The following is a 16,757-nucleotide window of genomic DNA, read 5'->3' on the forward strand; positions in this document are numbered from 1 at the left end:
CCAATTATCAATGAAAAAGATGCTACGTTTCTTCCTGCTGTTGTTAGTGGTGCTTGGCGTGGCGGCAGGTGTTGGCTTATATAAAGTCCGTCAACTCGCCGACAGCCATCTGACCATCAAGCAAGACACCATATTTATGCTCAAGCCGGGCACGGGTCGCCTGGCGTTGGGTAAGCAGTTATATGAAGAAAAATTACTGAATCGCCCACGAGTATTCCAGTGGCTGTTAAAAGTTGAGCCAGACCTCGCTAAATTTAAAGCGGGCACTTATCGCTTTACCCCGCAAATGACGGTTCGAGATATGCTCAAACTGTTAGCCAGTGGCAAAGAAGCTCAATTTCCTATTCGATTTGTCGAAGGGACTCGTTTAAGTGACTGGCTAAAACAATTGCGCGAAGCACCGTTCATTCAGCACACCCTTAAAGACGATAACTACGCCACCGTTGCCGAAGCTTTAAAGCTTGAGCATCCAGATTGGGTTGAAGGGTGGTTCTTCCCCGATACCTGGCTTTACACTGCTAACACCACCGATATTGCGCTGTTAAAACGCGCCCATGAGCGCATGGTCAAAGCCGTTCAGACTGCATGGGATGGCAAAAAAGACGGATTGCCGTACAAAACGCAAAACGATTTGGTCACCATGGCCTCGATAATCGAGAAAGAAACCGCTGTGGCAGCAGAAAGAGATCAAGTCGCCTCGGTGTTCATCAACCGTTTACGCATCGGCATGCGTTTGCAAACCGACCCAACGGTAATTTACGGTATGGGTGAGAGCTATAATGGTAAGCTGTCGCGCAAAGATCTGGAAACGCCGACGCCATATAACACCTATGTGATTAGTGGCATGCCGCCAGGCCCAATCGCGATTCCTGGTAACGCTTCGTTGCAAGCCGCGGCAAACCCCGCGAAAACACCGTATCTCTATTTTGTCGCTGATGGAAAGGGCGGTCATACATTTAATACCAACCTTGCAGGCCATAATCAGGCTGTGCAGGTGTATCTCAAAGCACTGAAGGACAAGAATGGTCAGTAAATTTATCGTCATCGAAGGGCTCGAAGGGGCAGGGAAAACTAACGCACATAATGTGGTGGTTGCGACTTTAAAAGAGCTGGGGGTGACCGATCTGGTCTTCACGCGTGAACCCGGCGGCACGCCTCTTGCGGAAAGATTGCGTGAGTTGACGCTGAACAACAAAGGCATCGGCGATGAAATCGTAACGGATAAAGCTGAAGTGTTGATGTTCTACGCAGCACGCGTACAGCTTGTTGAAACGGTCATCAAACCGGCGCTGTCACGCGGAGCATGGGTTATTGGTGACCGTCATGACCTCTCGACGCAAGCATATCAGGGCGGTGGCCGTTGTATTGACCAGCAATTACTGATGGCACTGCGTAATACCGTGCTGGGTGATTTCTATCCTGATCTGACCATTTATCTTGATGTCACGCCGGAAGTTGGCCTGACTCGCGCCCGTGCGCGTGGTGAACTGGATCGCATCGAACAGGAGTCTATCGACTTCTTTAACCGCACCCGCGCCCGTTATCTGGAACTTGCTGCAAGCGACAGCCGTATCCGTACCATTGATGCGACACAAACCCTGGATAAAGTTTCACTAGACGTGCGTAACGCCGTGCTTGAGTGGGCTAAGGGGCTGGCGTAATGAAATGGTATCCATGGTTACGCGCGCCGTTTGAGCAAATCCTCAGCCAGTATCAGGCTGGGCGCGGGCACCATGCACTGTTGTTACATTCATTGTCTGGCATGGGGGACGACGCATTAATCTACGCTCTCACACGCTGGTTGATGTGCCAGAAACCGCAAGGAACGAAAAGCTGTGGCCAGTGCCGCAGTTGCCAGTTGATGCAGGCGGGAACACATCCTGACAGCTACGTGGTCGCGCCAGAAAAGGGCAAATCCAGTCTTGGTATTGATGCTATTCGTGAAATAACTGAAAAGCTTTACAGCCACGCTCAGCAGGGTGGAGCAAAAGTGGTCTGGCTGGAAGATGCCGGTTTACTTACCGAGGCGGCGGCTAATGCGTTGTTGAAAACACTCGAAGAACCGCCATCCAATACCTGGTTCTTTCTGGGGTGCCGTGAACCTGCGCGTTTACCCGCCACACTGCGTAGTCGCTGCCTGTACTGGTATCTGACTCCCCCAGACGAAAACTTTGCTCTCGCCTGGCTGGCCCGGGAACTCACGCTGGATAACGCGCAGCTGCGCGCCGCATTGCGCCTGAGTTCTGGCGCTCCCGCCGGTGCGCTGGCTCTGTTGCAACCTGAACAGTGGAAGCACCGCCAGACACTGTGCGAGAAACTCAACGAAGCTTGCGCCACAAAGAACATGCTGGCGTTATTGCCTGCTTTGAACAGTGATGATGCGACCGTTCGCGTCCATTGGTTATGCTCACTGTTGGTTGATGCACTAAAATGGCAGCAGGGTGCTACGCCGTGGTTGACCAATGATGATCAACATACATTGGTGGCAAATATTGCCAACAGCGCAAGCCCCGCGATGCTACAAGCTATTTTGCATAGCTGGTTTTCCTGCCGCGAAGCATTGCTGAGTGTCGTAGGTGTGAACCGCGAATTATTACTGACTGAACAATTGCTCACCTGGGAGCGTTTAATGCAACCAGGTGCTGTCCTTCCTTCCTTCCATCTTTAAGAGTATCTGTATGTTCCTGGTTGACTCACATTGCCATCTTGATGGCCTGGATTATCAATCCCTGCATAAAAGCGTCGATGACGTCCTGGAAAAAGCGGCGGCACGTGATGTGAAATTCTGCCTTGCGGTTGCCACTACGCTCGACGGTTATCGCAATATGCGCCAATTAGTTGGTGAGCGTCAGAATGTCGCTTATTCATGCGGTGTACACCCGCTGAATCAGGACGAAGAATATGACGTCGAGGAACTTCGCCGCCTGGCCGCCGATCCTGGCGTCGTCGCGCTGGGGGAAACGGGATTAGATTACTTCTATACCCCGGAAACCAAACCCCGCCAGCAGGAATCATTCCGCCATCATATCCAGATTGGTCGTGAACTTAACAAGCCGGTGATTGTTCATACCCGAGATGCACGCGCCGATACCCTGGCCATTCTGCATGAAGAGAAAGTGACAGACTGCGGTGGGGTACTACACTGTTTTACAGAAGACAGAGAAACTGCTGCAAAATTGCTCGATATGGGTTTTTACATCTCTTTCTCCGGTATTGTGACTTTCCGCAATGCCGAACAACTCAGGGAAGCGGCGCGCTATGTGCCACTGGATCGCATACTGGTGGAAACCGACTCACCTTATCTTGCTCCGGTGCCACATCGTGGTAAGGAAAACCAACCAGCAATGACGCGCGATGTGGCGGAATATATGGCGGTACTGAAAGGTGTTTCACTTGAGGAATTGGCCGTTGTGACGACAAAAAACTTCGCCACTTTGTTCCATATTCCTGACTCCCGCCTGCAATCCGTTTGATAAGTCTAAGTTATTTTAAAGCTCGTAATTAATGATCGAAGCGAGTACAGTGCACCACCCCAAAAAAGGTGGTGCAGACTCTTTTTGTAACGTTTAGAAACGTGTTTTGTAAATTAATGAAAGTTTTTCATATGGCTTTTAGAGAAACGTGATAGCCGTCAAACAAAAAATCTTCGATTTATTTTACTCTGCGTAATAAATCAAAGGGCACTTAAGATGCCTGTATATGGACCGGATCTCCCCCCAGTCCGATGCGCATAACGCGTAAAAAAAAGCACAAATACTCAGGAGCACTCTCAATATGTTTAAGAATGCATTTGCTAACCTGCAAAAGGTGGGTAAATCGCTGATGCTGCCAGTATCCGTACTGCCAATCGCAGGTATCCTGCTGGGCGTCGGTTCTGCAAACTTCAGCTGGCTGCCAGCAGTCGTTTCTCATGTAATGGCGGAAGCTGGCGGTTCAGTATTCGCCAATATGCCGCTGATTTTTGCTATCGGTGTGGCATTAGGCTTCACGAATAACGATGGCGTTTCTGCATTAGCCTCTGTGGTTGCATACGGCATCATGGTTAAGACCATGGCGGTTGTTGCACCTTTGGTTCTGCATATTCCTGCTGAAGAGATCGCGGCAAAACACCTGGCTGATACCGGTGTTCTGGGCGGTATCATCTCTGGTGCCATTGCAGCCTACATGTTTAACCGTTTCTACCGCATCAAGTTGCCAGAATACCTGGGCTTCTTCGCGGGTAAACGTTTCGTACCGATCATCTCCGGTCTGGCTGCGATCTTCATGGGTGTTGTGCTGTCCTTCATCTGGCCTCCAATCGGTACGGCTATTCAGACCTTCTCTCAGTGGGCTGCTTACCAGAACCCGGTTGTGGCATTCGGCATCTACGGTTTCGTAGAGCGCTGCCTGGTACCATTCGGTCTGCACCACATCTGGAACGTTCCATTCCAGATGCAAATTGGTGAATACACCAACGCTGCAGGTCAGGTCTTCCACGGCGATATCCCACGTTACATGGCAGGTGACCCAACTGCGGGCAAACTGTCTGGTGGCTTCCTGTTTAAAATGTACGGTCTGCCTGCTGCGGCTATCGCAATCTGGCACTCAGCTAAACCTGAGAACCGTGCAAAAGTCGGCGGTATCATGATCTCCGCTGCGTTGACCTCGTTCCTGACCGGTATTACCGAGCCAATCGAGTTCTCCTTCATGTTCGTTGCTCCAATCCTGTACATCATCCACGCGGTGTTGGCAGGCCTGGCATTCCCAATCTGTATCCTTCTGGGTATGCGTGACGGGACTTCCTTCTCTCACGGTCTGATTGACTTCATCGTGCTGAGCGGTAACAGCAGCAAATTGTGGTTGTTCCCAATTGTTGGCCTGTGCTACGCGGCGATTTACTACACCGTGTTCCGTGTGCTGATTAAAGCGCTTGACCTGAAAACTCCAGGTCGTGAAGACGCAACATCTGAGACGACTACCACTTCCACAAGCGAAATGGCACCAGCTCTGGTTAGCGCTTTCGGCGGTAAAGAAAACATCACTAACCTGGATGCGTGTATTACCCGTCTGCGTGTTAGCGTGGCCGACATTTCTAAAGTCGACCAGGCTGGCCTGAAGAAATTGGGTGCAGCAGGTGTAGTTGTAGCTGGTTCAGGTGTTCAGGCAATCTTCGGTACTAAATCCGATAACCTGAAAACTGAAATGGATGAGTGGATCCGTAACAGCTAATAAGAAGTTGGGGAGACTGAGGGAGGCCATTGGCCTCCCTTTTTTACGTCTACAATTCACAGGTTAAGGTTGAAAGAGTAGGTGTAACTCGCTCATACTCTTGGGCTATGTCACATAAAGTTCGCCACACATGAATAAAAGGTAACGTCATGGCCGAAGAAACCATTTTCAGTAAAATTATCCGCCGGGAAATTCCGGCTGATATCGTTTATCAAGATGAGTTAGTCACTGCATTCCGTGACATATCGCCACAGGCTCCAACCCACATCCTTATCATTCCTAATGTGCTGATCCCAACGGTTAACGACGTAACTACTGAGCATGAACTGGCACTAGGGCGCATGTTGATCGCAGCAGCAAAAATTGCTGAACAAGAAGGGATTGCAGAAGACGGCTATCGTCTGATCATGAACTGCAATCGCCATGGTGGACAGGAGGTTTACCACATTCACATGCACCTGCTGGGTGGCCGTGTGCTTGGGCCGATGCTGGCGCATAAAGGATAAATTGATGAAAGCGAACTCGCTGTTAACGCTACTGGCCATCATTTTTATGGTGGGATGCAGTTCCAAACCCGCGATTCCTGTCAGCGATGATCAAACGCTGGTGATGGAAACCTCGGTGCTTGCGGCGGGGATTAGTGCTGAAAAACCTGATATTTCAAGTGATAGCGGTGCCACTGTTTCACGTAGCCAGTTGTATAATGAGCAGTCTAAACCAGTCATCATCAGCTATCGTTTTTATTGGTATGACGACAAAGGGCTGGAAATTCATCCTCTCGAGCAGCCGCGCACGATTACGATACCTGCAAAATCTAGCGTTTCGGTGTCATCCATAGCCAGTTATCCAGACGCACGTCAAGTTCGTCTATCTCTCTCTTTATAAGGGGTGAATTTTGATTAAGGGAATCCATCGTTACCTGGTAATTATCGCCGCGGCGATGATTTTATCCGGGTGTATTAACCGTGGTGAAGCTCCTGCTCCTGTGGAAGAAGTGAAGCCAGTTCCGCAGCAGCCAGTTGAACCGCCACCGACTGTTCCAACGGTGCCGACTGTGCCAACTCAGCCAGGCCCAATTGAACAGCCACAGCCGACTATTCCTGCCACACCTAAAGTTCGTAGCTACGATTGGGGCAGCGCGATGCAGCCGATGGTTGGCAAAATGTTACAAGCCGATGGCGTGACAGCCGGCGGCGTCCTGCTGGTGGATAGCGTGAACAATCACACCAATGGTTCGCTGCAAACTGGTAAAGCGACCGAAGCGCTGCACGGTGCGTTGGCAAACAACGGCAAATTTACCCTTGTGTCGCCACAACAGCTTTCGCTGGCAAAACAACAACTCGGGTTATCGCCACAAGACAGCCTGGGTTCTCGTACTAAAGCGATTGGTATTGCCCGTAACGTTGGTGCGCAATATGTGCTGTATAGCAATGCCAGTGGCAACGTGAATGCACCAACGCTGAAAATGCAGTTGATGCTGGTACAGACCGGCGAAATTATTTGGTCAGGCAGCAGTGCTGTTCAGCAAACCCAATAATTCGACACTGCAAAGTGTGATTGAAAAGTATCTTCCGGCGGCTCAGGCCGCCGGTTGCTTTTCTCCTCTTGAAGGATTGAGCGGCGGGAGCCTGCATTTCACCATTGGCACGCGGGAGTATGTCGCGCGACAACAGCTTGAAACCCCGATGCCGGGTGTTTCTCTCGCCCGGCAATATCGAGCGTTAACTCGAATTTCTCACGAAATTGGGTCACGTCCAGTTTGCCTCGCGAATGGCTGGTTAATCGTTGAATGGCTGGCTGGGGAGGTAAAATCGGAACTACCCTCACTGCATTCGCTCAATTCCTTACTGTATGATTTACATCATCAACCTTGTTTCGGCTGGCGAATCAATTTGTTGCCTTTACTGGAACACTATTGGCAAATGGCCGGGCCTGAGCGAAGAAGCCTGGCCTGGTTGCGTTGGCTTAAAAAGATGAACAAGCAGGGCGAGCCAAAACCGCTGCGCCTTGCTGCACTGCATATGGATATTCATGCCGGTAACCTGGTGCATCAGGCGCAAAGTATCAAACTCATCGACTGGGAATACGCCGGTGATGGGGATGTGGCGCTGGAGCTGGCGGCTATTATTGCGGCCAATAATATTGATGGCGAGTCTTTGGTTCGCGCTTATGCTCAATTGAACCATATTCAGGTGGATAAATTACGCCGACAGGTCAGCCGCTGGCAACCGTGGGTTATTTTGCTGATGGCATCCTGGTATGAATGCCGCTGGCAACAAACGCAAGACAGAACATTTATAACCCTTGCAGACGAAGCATGGTGCCGTCTGCGAGCGTTTGATTAATTAAGAGAGGTCGATGTGGGTCCGGTAATGTTAGATGTGGCAGGCTTTGAGCTGGATGCCGAAGAGCGTGAAATTCTAAAGCACCCACTGGTCGGTGGGCTGATTATTTTTACCCGCAACTATCACGATCCTGAGCAACTCCGTGAGCTGGTTCGTCAAATCCGTGAAGCTTCTCACAATCGTCTGGTGGTTGCGGTTGACCAGGAAGGTGGGCGAGTTCAACGTTTCCGTGAAGGCTTTACCCGTTTGCCAGCAGCACAATCTTTTGCCGCAATACATGGCCTGGAGTTGGGTGGGAAACTGGCACAAGAAGCTGGCTGGTTGATGGCCAGCGAAATGATTGCCATGGATATCGACATCAGTTTCGCGCCAGTATTGGATATCGGCCATATCAGTGCCGCCATCGGCGAGCGTTCCTACCATGAAGAACCGCGTAAAGCGCTGGCGATGGCGACTCGCTTTATCGACGGTATGCACGCCGCAGGTATGAAAACCACCGGTAAACATTTCCCAGGCCACGGTGCGGTAACGGCTGATTCCCATAAAGAAACCCCGCGTGACCCGCGTGATGAAGCGCTGATCCGTGAACACGACATGCAGATTTTCCGCACTCTGATTACTGATAACAAACTCGACGCCATTATGCCGGCGCACGTTATCTATACCGATGTCGATCCGCTTCCGGCGAGTGGTTCTCCGCACTGGCTGAAAACCGTTTTGCGTGGCGAGCTGGGCTTTAATGGCGTTATTTTCTCGGATGATTTATCAATGGAAGGCGCTGCCATCATGGGGAGCTACGCTGAACGCGGACAAGCTTCTTTGGATGCAGGTTGCGATATGATCCTGGTCTGCAATAATCGTAATGGTGCGGTTAGCGTGTTAGATAACCTGTCTCCGGTCAAAGCAGAGCGTGTTACAGGTTTGTATCATAAAGGTTCATTTACCCGCCAGGAGCTGATGTCGTCAGCGCGCTGGAAGCAAGCAAACCAGCAACTTGAGGCGCTGCATGAGCAGTGGGAAGCCCACAAGGCGGGTCTTTAACTCATCAGGCCAAATGGCCTGAATTCGTGTGGTGAGGATGCAATGATTATCTATTTACACGGTTTCGACTCTAATAGTCCTGGTAACCATGAAAAGGTGCTGCAACTCCAGTTTATCGATCCGGACGTCCGCCTTATCAGTTACAGCACGCGGCATCCGAAACACGATATGCAGCATCTGCTCAAAGAAGTAGACAAAATGTTGCAACTCAGTGTCGATGAGCGGCCACTGATTTGCGGTGTCGGGCTTGGCGGTTTCTGGGCCGAGCGTATTGGTTTCTTGTGTGATATTCGCCAGGTGATTTTTAACCCAAATCTGTTCCCGCAAGAGAATATGGAAGGGAAAATCGACCGTCCTGAGGAATACACCGATATTGCCACCAAGTGCGTGCAGAATTTCCGCGAGAAAAACCGTGACCGTTGCCTGGCCATTTTGTCGCGTAATGACGAAGCGCTGGATAACGCACGAGCCGCAGAGCTGCTGCATCATTACTATGAGATCGTATGGGATCAGGAACAGACCCATAAATTCAAAAATATCTCACCACATTTGCAGCGGATTAAAGCGTTCAAGACTCTCGGCTAGCCGCGGGCTAAATAAGCAAAAAGTGAAAGGGTCAGCCAGGTGCTGGCCCTTTTTGTTTATCTTTTCGGCATAAAAATTTGACGCACATCAATTTTGGTATGACCAATACACCATCCATGTTATTCTTTGGTCATATTCGTGAGTTTGTTTAGCTAACTTGTTGTTAATTAAATGCTATTTACATAACCTTTAATTAACAATTGGTTAATATTTTAAGGGGGTCACTTTGACTACGCCATTAAGAAAGATTGTCATTGTCGGTGGTGGTGCTGGCGGACTTGAACTGGCCACTCAGTTAGGTAAAAAACTGGGTCGTGGTAAAAAAGCTAAGGTTACGCTTATCGACCGTAACCACAGCCATTTATGGAAACCGCTGCTGCACGAAGTGGCAACCGGTTCACTGGACGAAGGTGTAGACGCGCTGAGCTATCTGGCACATGCACGTAACCATCATTTCCAGTTCCAGCTTGGTTCCGTGGTCGACATTAACCGCGAAAGCAAAACTCTGACGCTCGCAGAACTGCGTGACGACAAAGGTGAGCTGCTGGTCCCTGAACGTAAAATTCCTTATGACACGCTGGTGATGGCGTTGGGTAGTACCTCCAACGACTTCAACACCCCAGGCGTTAAAGACAACTGTATCTTCCTCGATAACCCGCATCAGGCGCGTCGTTTCCATTCCGAAATGCTGAATCTGTTCCTCAAGTATTCTGCGAACCTCGGTGCCAGCGGCAAAGTTAACATCGCTATTGTTGGCGGTGGGGCGACGGGGGTTGAGCTGTCTGCTGAGCTGCATAATGCGGTGAAACAACTGCACAGCTACGGTTATAAAGGCCTGACTAACGAAGCGTTAAACGTAACGCTGGTCGAAGCCGGTGAACGTATTCTGCCTGCATTGCCGCCACGTATTTCTGCGGCGGCACACAGCGAGCTGACTAAACTGGGCGTGCGTGTTCTGACGCAAACCATGGTGACTTCCGCAGACGCGGGCGGCCTGAATACCAAAGACGGCGAATACATCGCAGCGGATTTGATGGTCTGGGCGGCAGGGATTAAAGCACCCGACTTTATGAAAGACATCGGTGGCCTTGAAACTAACCGTATCAATCAGTTAGTGACTGAGCCTACGCTGCAAACCACGCGTGACCCTGATATTTACGCGATTGGCGACTGTGCTTCATGTGCGCGCCCTGAAGGTGGCTTTGTGCCGCCACGTGCGCAAGCGGCGCACCAGATGGCGTCACTGGTTTTAACCAACATTCTTGCGCAGATGAAAGATAAGCCTCTGAAATCTTACATCTATAAAGACCACGGTTCGCTGGTGTCGCTGTCTAAGTTTTCCACCGTTGGCAGCCTGATGGGTAACCTGATGCGCGGCTCGATGATGGTAGAAGGGCGCATGGCGCGTTTCGTCTATATCTCGCTGTACCGTATGCACCAGGTTGCACTTCATGGTTACTTCAAAACCGGCCTGATGATGCTGGTGGGTAGCATCAACCGCGTGATCCGTCCGCGTCTGAAACTGCACTAATCGTCTGGCCAGCATGAAATTCAAACCCGACCACGCGTCGGGTTTTTCTTGCTTAGGAATTCTCTCAAACAGCTGTTTTCTCCGTAAGAATCTGCGTTTTTCATCCGTTGTCTGATTTGCCTGGTCCTACTCTGGTTGCAAAATTGTAAGCAATAGCAAAGTCAGGAGGATGTCCTGTGAATAAATCAATGTTAGCGGGTATAGGTATCGGTGTGGCCGCAGCACTGGGTGTGGCGGCGGTTGCCAGCATGAACGTTTTCGACCGTGGTCCTCAGTTCGCACAGGTGGTGTCAGCGACACCTATCAAGGAAACGGTAAAAACGCCACGTAAAGAGTGCCAGAACGTCGCGGTGACTCATCGCCGACCGGTACAAGATGAAAACCGCATCATCGGTTCAGCACTGGGTGCGGTTGCCGGTGGCGTGATTGGTCATCAGTTTGGCGGCGGACGCGGTAAAGATGTTGCCACAGTGGTGGGCGCATTAGGTGGGGGTTACGCAGGTAACCAGGTGCAAGGCAATATGCAGGACCGCGACACCTACACCACGACACAGCAAAAATGTAAAACCGTGTACGACAAGTCAGAAAAAATGCTCGGTTATGACGTCACATACCGCATCGGCGATCAGCAAGGGAAAATCCGCATGGATAAAGACCCTGGCAACCAGATCCCGCTGGATAACAATGGCCAGTTGGTTTTGACTAAAATCTAACCGATAACATGCCGGTATCATAGGGTGGATAAGCGATAGCGTCATCCACCAAAAAATGTAAACCCATCTGCAAAGATGGGTTTTTTGTTAATGGCGGCCACGTAACTGCTGCTGTAATTCCAGCAGCGCCGTCACTTCGGCTATCCGTCGCTGAGTGTAAGCAGGGATCTCCTCGGGTAAGCGTAAAAACAGCCTGTTCTCACCAAACACCACGTCATGTAAACAACGGTCATATAACGGCCCTGCAAGGGTTTGACGCCTGGTTTCGTGCTCAGTCGTCCGTTCAATCACTTCATTCTGGCCTTCACGGTCGATATTGATGACTCGCCCATCATGCAGATAGATACGCATGCCTTTTTGCCCACCCGCAGGGCCAGCATATTTATTAAGATGGAGAGTGAACGGAATATCGCTGAGGGTGCCGGTCAGCAGGGCTTCACCTTCTGCGGTGGTAAAATCGCCTGCTGCAATCTCATTTCCCAGACGGTCACGTGCGTAGCTCAACTCAATCTCTAACCGATGGTTACCACCTAACTGATAGAGTGTTTCGCGCATCATGGCGAGGACATGCGTGCCGATATCAACAATCACGCCGTCAGGATGACGTAGCTGGCGGGTATCCGCCTCACCGGTGGCAAAATTCAACGCGGCAGGCTCACCAGCGGCATTAAACCCACTGGGTTCCTGCAAAAAACCTTCGATGCGGCTTATTTCACTGATGTTGTGAATGCAGTCGCTAGCTTGAGTGCGAATCATCCAGTGATCCAGCGCCAGAACACGAGCGGCAGCTTGCGGTTGCTCGAGTAATGTTTCGAGTTTCTTAAGTTGCGTGAGCGTGGCGGCAACCGGCTTTTCAACGACGATTGCAGAAACACGGCTTTGCAAAACCCTTTCGAGCACGGGTAAATGATGAAGCGAAGAAGTGGTGATTAGCACCACGTCGAGCGGTTTAGCCAGCAGCGTATCAAGCGAATCACAACGGCTAATTCCCTCAAGCTGGCGCGCTGGGTCAGCGTCATAACCATAAAGTTCGAGAGCGGGAAGGGACATACGGCGTAAAGCCGGAAGATAAGCGGTTTCGATGACCGAACCTAAACCAATGATACCTGCCAACATATTCATAGTACCTATAATTAGAGTCCCTATGTTTTAAATGACTATCGATTTCGGGTCGAGTACCAATTTGCGTGTGGGCGTAAAAACAGACCGGTTTTTGACCGGCCTGTAGAAACCACCTTAGAACAGCAGAGAGTAGTTCACACCGTAAGTGCGTCCACGGCCCTTGTATTCATACAGCGATGGGCTGCCGTAAGTTGGGCTATACAGCAGTGGTGCGCGCTGGCCCCATACGGTGGTGTAATCTTTATCCAGTAAGTTTTCGATGCTGAAGCTGAGTTTACCCACGGGTAACGCATAGCTACCAATAAAGTCGATAGTGTTGTAACCGTTGATTTTATTGTCGCTGGCATCAGTCAAATCAAACGTCTGCTGGCTTTGAACACGCAGGCTCCATGGATCTGGCGCCCAGCCAACGTAGGCGGTGGCTTTCGATGGGCTGGCGTAAATCACGTCCCATTTCTGCCATTTTCCGTCAACTTTGGTTTCGGATTTCAGCACGTTGAAGTTAATCCCGGTGCTCCAGGTTGAATCCGGAATGAAGTAATCCACCGCACCTTCAACACCGTAAATACGACGCTTATCATCCTGAACATTGATGGTCATATCTGCACGGTTGATGGCGATAGATTTATCGGACAACGAGTAATACGCCGCAATCTGGCTGCGCAGGCTATCACCGGTATAGCGCCAGCCTAACTCATAAGAATCGACCTTAATGCCCTGAAGTTTAGACTGCCCAACGTTAACGCTGTTCACGAGCTGGTAATGGCCATTAACCAGGCGGTAAGTCCCGTTGCCGTAATATTTGCCAGGATCAGGCAATTCAACGCCTTGCGAGAAGTTGAACCACGCTTGTTGGCGCTCGGTAATGTGCATCAGTAAGCCAGCATTGAATAACGCGTTGTCGTAATCGGTGCTGCCACCAGGGATGGCATCGGCCGATTTTGCGATACCGTTCGCAATACCTTGCTGCTGAGTAAACCCAACAAAGTCATCAACTTTATTCTCGGTCCACTGGTAGCGCACACCGCCGCTTACGGTAAACAGGTCGTTGATGTCATAGCTGGTTTGCAAGAACGGCGCGAGGTTAGTAATGGTGTAGCCAGGGTAGCGACCGGTGGTGTAAATGCTTTGGTTATTCAGGCCACCTGAGGCGTTCGCTTTTGCTAAATCAAAGAACATTTGGTTCGAGGTAAAGCTCTCGTGATCGGCGTCCACACCATAGGTAATCTGCCAGCCGTCGAGCGGTTGGCTGGTCATTGCCAGTTTCGCACCGTACTGATCGGTATCTTGTTGCGAGGCGGAGAAACTGGTGACTGTGTTACGTGTCAGCGTCGGGAACGGATAGAACGTCAGGGACTCATCGCGATAATAAATCTGCCCCACCAATTCCTGCCCGAGGAAATCGCTGTTGGAATATTGCAGGCTAATGAGATGGCGCTCGGTGCCAGGAATACGGTCTGAATTAAGCTGGTCACTGACATACGCCTTGCCATTGCCGGTTACCGCCGAGAAATTATTCCCTAAATCCAGGCCGTAATCATCATCACCCTGGCTTTTGTAATACTGTGTCACCAGTTGCAGCTGTTGGGTTTCATCAATATTTAATGTGCCCGTACCCATGACATCCAGACGGTCAGAATACTGCAAACCGGTCTGTGTATTGTCGAGCAGGGTTTGGTCGCCGTTGCCGTCATACCAGCCACCAAATTTTTGATACGCCACCGATAAACGCCCTGATGCATGATCGTTACCGCCAGAAATCGCGCCTGCGACGCGCTCGTCGTGATCTTTGCTACTGTTGAAACCTGATTTAATCCCGCTTTCAAATTCCAGCTGTGTTTCAGGCTGGCCTTTCTTCGTCACGATATTAATCAAGCCGCCGGTACTGCCGCCGCCATACAGTGATGTCGCACCGGAGATCACTTCAATATGCTCGATGTTAAACGGGTCAATGGAATCTAGCTGGCGGCTATCGGTACGGGACGAGTTCATGCGCACGCCATCCACTAACACCACGATAGAGCGGCCACGCATATTCATGCCGTAGTTGGTGCGGCTTTGGCTGCTGACATCCAGACCGGGAATTAACTGTGCAAGTGCGTCTTTCAGCTCCTTGCCTCCCTGAATCTGCTGTTCAAGCTCAGCGCCTTCTATGACCCAGGTGGTCTGTGCCATTTCAGCCACAGTACGGTGTGTACGGTTGGCAGAAACCAGAATGTTTTCTTCGGAAGTTTGCTGCGCGACAGCCGGAGCCATCATCGCCAGAAGCAACGGGTTAAGCACCCAGCGCGCGTTTTTATGCATCATCATCATTCCTTAGATGGAAAATATTAACATTTATAAATGTTTTGAAATAAGAACGAGCTGGATTTTGCCGATAACGGTTCTCATTATCAATCTCAATTGATAGTATTTCTCAAATTAATCTCATGAATAATCACATGATTTCTGTGGTTTATTTTTTGTGGATGTAGCCGGAGACGGCAGAGGAGTCGAAATGGCAGGGGTGCAAGGCTATCGATTGTTTAATGTGCAGCTAGTGCATAAATCACAAGTTTCACCTTCGTTGTTGAGCCTGGTGTTTGGCGGTCCGGACATTGCAAACATGAAATGTGATGCACCCGATCAGCGCATCAAAATGCTTTTTCCGTCAGAGGACGGTTCAATCCCAACGTTGCCAGAGCAAGCACAGTGGTATCAGCTACTGCAAGAATTGCCCAAAGAGAAGCGGCCTATTGTGCGCACTTATACCTTGCGCCACGTCGATGCTGCGCGCCAGGAAGTGACGGTTGAATTCGTCAGCCATGGTACCGAAGGCCCGGCTTCTGCGTGGGCGATTGCCGCTGAAGCTGGCGACAAAATACAAATTGTCGCCCCGAATGCTGCTTATTCTGGTGACAGTGGTGGATATGAATGGACGCCGCCTCAGGGCCTGCGTCAGGCACTCATTATTGCCGATGAAACCGCATTGCCTGCGGCACGAGGCATTCTTGAACTGCTGGCGACGCAGCCAAATCCACCACAAATACAGGCATTTTTCGAGGTGCCAGAGCAGGGCGATTGTGTGGATTTAAGCGCATATAGCTTTGCCAGCATTCACTGGTTGCCGCGTAAAACCTCTAACGCGAGACACGGGGAGTGCTTGCTAAAAGCAGTCAGAACCGACGCACAACTGCCTAAAACGGCGGGCGTTGCTGAAACGGTCAATGAGGAAGCCGAAGGTGAATTACTGTGGGATAAAGCCACGACCGCCAGCAATACGTTTTATGGCTGGGTTGCGGCAGAGTCGACGGTGGTGAAAATGCTGCGGCGATATTTGATAGGAGAATGTGGCGTGAACCATGATGCTATCAACTTTATGGCTTACTGGAGTAAAGGGCGGCAACGGTAAAGCAGTGTTTTAGCTAAGGCGGATAAGTTTGCGTTATCCGCCTTAGCGCAGTTTAAACTTTCTTCAATTCTGGCAGCAGCCGCATCGTGGTATTCACTATCTGCAACAGCTCTTCATAACTGGCATTTTCACGCGCACTGACTGACATCCCCTGAACGATACAACACAGATACTTCGCCAGTTTTCGGACACAGCTTGCAGACGGAATCTCGCCTCTTGCCTGGCGTTTGCTCAGAAAACGTATCAGCGTTTCTTCCTGCATGGCATGGCGGGCTTTGATCACGGCTGAAATATCATCCGAAGAGGTCGCCAGCACTGATGAAGTACAGATGATAAAGCAGCCCGCAGGTGTGTCTTTGTCGGTGAAAAGTTTCGCAACATGAGACAGATAATCTTCCAGAGCCTCTTCGAGACTGCGTTCTTCGCAGAATAAACACGCTTCGTGTTTTTGCGCAAAACGGGCGATATAACGATCCAACACGGCGCGAAATAACCCCTCTTTATTGGTGAATTCGGCGTACAGCGTCGGGGCTTTCGCGCCGGTAGCTTCCACTAAATGCGCCATAGAAGTGGCTTCGTAGCCGTGTTGCCAGAACAAAGCCATGGCCTTGTCGAGTGCTGCTTCCCTGTCAAACACCTTCGGACGGCCACGGCTTTTTTTGATGCAACTTATATCAGATGACATATGTGCCGTTTAACCTTTGTCTGTTTAATGAACGATCATTATAAAAATAATAACACTCAGTAGCTATAGGCATTTAGGATAAAAATAAATTAATCCTATCGTAATGAAAAATAGTATGTTTATAAAATAATTAACG

Annotated in this window: 17 protein-coding genes; 14 read left to right on the top strand and 3 right to left on the bottom strand. The window is 50.3% G+C overall.

All coding sequences use genetic code 11. From position 1 onward, the window contains the following. Nucleotides 1–10 precede the first annotated feature (10 nt). From yceG to MES37_RS07320, 13 genes are all read left to right on the top strand, one after another. Nucleotides 11–1,033, top strand: coding sequence for a cell division protein YceG (yceG, locus tag MES37_RS07260; protein ID WP_133522660.1), 1,023 nt, complete (start codon nucleotides 11–13; stop codon nucleotides 1,031–1,033). Continuing rightward, entirely contained in the window at nucleotides 1,023–1,661 is a 639-nt protein-coding gene (gene tmk, locus MES37_RS07265) for a dTMP kinase (RefSeq protein ID WP_064547808.1), read from the top strand. The genes yceG and tmk overlap by 11 nt, the downstream gene beginning before the upstream one ends. Then, nucleotides 1,661–2,668, top strand: coding sequence for a DNA polymerase III subunit delta' (gene holB / locus MES37_RS07270; RefSeq protein ID WP_237930793.1), 1,008 nt, complete (start codon nucleotides 1,661–1,663; stop codon nucleotides 2,666–2,668). The genes tmk and holB overlap by 1 nt, the downstream gene beginning before the upstream one ends. Before the next feature lie 10 nt (nucleotides 2,669–2,678). Next, complete coding sequence (locus MES37_RS07275) at nucleotides 2,679–3,473, top strand: metal-dependent hydrolase (RefSeq protein ID WP_064547804.1); 795 nt, start codon at nucleotides 2,679–2,681, stop codon at nucleotides 3,471–3,473. A 301-nt stretch (nucleotides 3,474–3,774) separates the two neighbouring features. Further along, nucleotides 3,775–5,208: a PTS glucose transporter subunit IIBC gene (ptsG, locus tag MES37_RS07280; protein WP_064547802.1), complete on the top strand. Its 1,434-nt coding sequence runs from the start codon at nucleotides 3,775–3,777 to the stop codon at nucleotides 5,206–5,208. A 149-nt stretch (nucleotides 5,209–5,357) separates the two neighbouring features. Next, nucleotides 5,358–5,714 (top strand): purine nucleoside phosphoramidase, encoded by a 357-nt coding sequence (gene hinT / locus MES37_RS07285; protein WP_064547800.1) that lies wholly within the window; start codon nucleotides 5,358–5,360, stop codon nucleotides 5,712–5,714. Nucleotides 5,715–5,718: 4 nt separating this feature from the next. Next, nucleotides 5,719–6,093, top strand: a complete 375-nt coding sequence (locus MES37_RS07290; RefSeq protein WP_064547798.1) for a YcfL family protein — start codon at nucleotides 5,719–5,721, stop codon at nucleotides 6,091–6,093. Between the two features lie 55 nt (nucleotides 6,094–6,148). Continuing rightward, nucleotides 6,149–6,745: a penicillin-binding protein activator LpoB gene (gene lpoB, locus MES37_RS07295; RefSeq protein ID WP_232886550.1), complete on the top strand. Its 597-nt coding sequence runs from the start codon at nucleotides 6,149–6,151 to the stop codon at nucleotides 6,743–6,745. Continuing rightward, a complete protein-coding gene (gene thiK, locus MES37_RS07300; protein WP_064547794.1) occupies nucleotides 6,723–7,553 on the top strand; it encodes a thiamine kinase in 831 nt (276 codons plus the stop codon). Before lpoB ends, thiK begins: the two co-directional genes overlap by 23 nt. Before the next feature lie 15 nt (nucleotides 7,554–7,568). Beyond that, a complete protein-coding gene (nagZ, locus tag MES37_RS07305; RefSeq protein WP_133522658.1) occupies nucleotides 7,569–8,594 on the top strand; it encodes a beta-N-acetylhexosaminidase in 1,026 nt (341 codons plus the stop codon). A gap of 42 nt (nucleotides 8,595–8,636) precedes the next feature. Next, nucleotides 8,637–9,179: an alpha/beta hydrolase YcfP gene (gene ycfP, locus MES37_RS07310; RefSeq protein WP_064547789.1), complete on the top strand. Its 543-nt coding sequence runs from the start codon at nucleotides 8,637–8,639 to the stop codon at nucleotides 9,177–9,179. Between the two features lie 226 nt (nucleotides 9,180–9,405). After that, entirely contained in the window at nucleotides 9,406–10,710 is a 1,305-nt protein-coding gene (locus MES37_RS07315; protein WP_064547787.1) for an NAD(P)/FAD-dependent oxidoreductase, read from the top strand. Nucleotides 10,711–10,886: 176 nt separating this feature from the next. After that, nucleotides 10,887–11,423 (top strand): glycine zipper 2TM domain-containing protein, encoded by a 537-nt coding sequence (locus MES37_RS07320; protein WP_064547785.1) that lies wholly within the window; start codon nucleotides 10,887–10,889, stop codon nucleotides 11,421–11,423. Nucleotides 11,424–11,510: 87 nt separating this feature from the next. On the opposite strand, the gene MES37_RS07325 is transcribed toward MES37_RS07320, so the two are convergent. Then, the gene (locus MES37_RS07325) at nucleotides 11,511–12,539 is read right to left on the bottom strand and encodes a Gfo/Idh/MocA family oxidoreductase (protein ID WP_237930795.1); all 1,029 of its coding nucleotides are present in this window, start codon (nucleotides 12,537–12,539) and stop codon (nucleotides 11,511–11,513) included. A 120-nt stretch (nucleotides 12,540–12,659) separates the two neighbouring features. Next, on the bottom strand, nucleotides 12,660–14,849 hold the full coding sequence (gene iutA / locus MES37_RS07330; RefSeq protein WP_064547996.1) for a ferric aerobactin receptor IutA: 2,190 nt from the start codon (nucleotides 14,847–14,849) through the stop codon (nucleotides 12,660–12,662). 193 nt (nucleotides 14,850–15,042) lie between these two features. On the opposite strand from iutA, the gene MES37_RS07335 reads away from it, so the two are divergent. Beyond that, on the top strand, nucleotides 15,043–15,936 hold the full coding sequence (locus MES37_RS07335; protein ID WP_237930798.1) for a siderophore-interacting protein: 894 nt from the start codon (nucleotides 15,043–15,045) through the stop codon (nucleotides 15,934–15,936). 52 nt (nucleotides 15,937–15,988) lie between these two features. Here MES37_RS07335 and MES37_RS07340 read toward each other — a convergent pair whose 3' ends face one another. Beyond that, the gene (locus tag MES37_RS07340) at nucleotides 15,989–16,621 is read right to left on the bottom strand and encodes a TetR/AcrR family transcriptional regulator (protein ID WP_237930801.1); all 633 of its coding nucleotides are present in this window, start codon (nucleotides 16,619–16,621) and stop codon (nucleotides 15,989–15,991) included. Between the last annotated feature and the right edge of the window lie 136 nt (nucleotides 16,622–16,757).

It is taken from the genome of Buttiauxella sp. S19-1 (assembly GCF_022134725.1).
Taxonomy (GTDB): domain Bacteria; phylum Pseudomonadota; class Gammaproteobacteria; order Enterobacterales; family Enterobacteriaceae; genus Buttiauxella; species Buttiauxella ferragutiae.

Excerpts from the sequence above, each read along its gene's own strand:
- MES37_RS07275 (WP_064547804.1), top strand. The coding sequence starts at position 2,679 with ATGTTCCTGGTTGACTCACATTGCCATCTTGATGGCCTGGATTATCAA.
- MES37_RS07340 (WP_237930801.1), bottom strand. The coding sequence starts at position 16,621 with ATGTCATCTGATATAAGTTGCATCAAAAAAAGCCGTGGCCGTCCGAAG.
- yceG (WP_133522660.1), top strand. The coding sequence starts at position 11 with ATGAAAAAGATGCTACGTTTCTTCCTGCTGTTGTTAGTGGTGCTTGGC.
- ptsG (WP_064547802.1), top strand. The coding sequence starts at position 3,775 with ATGTTTAAGAATGCATTTGCTAACCTGCAAAAGGTGGGTAAATCGCTG.
- lpoB (WP_232886550.1), top strand. The coding sequence starts at position 6,149 with ATGATTTTATCCGGGTGTATTAACCGTGGTGAAGCTCCTGCTCCTGTG.
- holB (WP_237930793.1), top strand. The coding sequence starts at position 1,661 with ATGAAATGGTATCCATGGTTACGCGCGCCGTTTGAGCAAATCCTCAGC.
- ycfP (WP_064547789.1), top strand. The coding sequence starts at position 8,637 with ATGATTATCTATTTACACGGTTTCGACTCTAATAGTCCTGGTAACCAT.
- MES37_RS07325 (WP_237930795.1), bottom strand. The coding sequence starts at position 12,539 with ATGTTGGCAGGTATCATTGGTTTAGGTTCGGTCATCGAAACCGCTTAT.
- MES37_RS07290 (WP_064547798.1), top strand. The coding sequence starts at position 5,719 with ATGAAAGCGAACTCGCTGTTAACGCTACTGGCCATCATTTTTATGGTG.
- MES37_RS07335 (WP_237930798.1), top strand. The coding sequence starts at position 15,043 with ATGGCAGGGGTGCAAGGCTATCGATTGTTTAATGTGCAGCTAGTGCAT.
- hinT (WP_064547800.1), top strand. The coding sequence starts at position 5,358 with ATGGCCGAAGAAACCATTTTCAGTAAAATTATCCGCCGGGAAATTCCG.
- tmk (WP_064547808.1), top strand. The coding sequence starts at position 1,023 with ATGGTCAGTAAATTTATCGTCATCGAAGGGCTCGAAGGGGCAGGGAAA.
- iutA (WP_064547996.1), bottom strand. The coding sequence starts at position 14,849 with ATGCATAAAAACGCGCGCTGGGTGCTTAACCCGTTGCTTCTGGCGATG.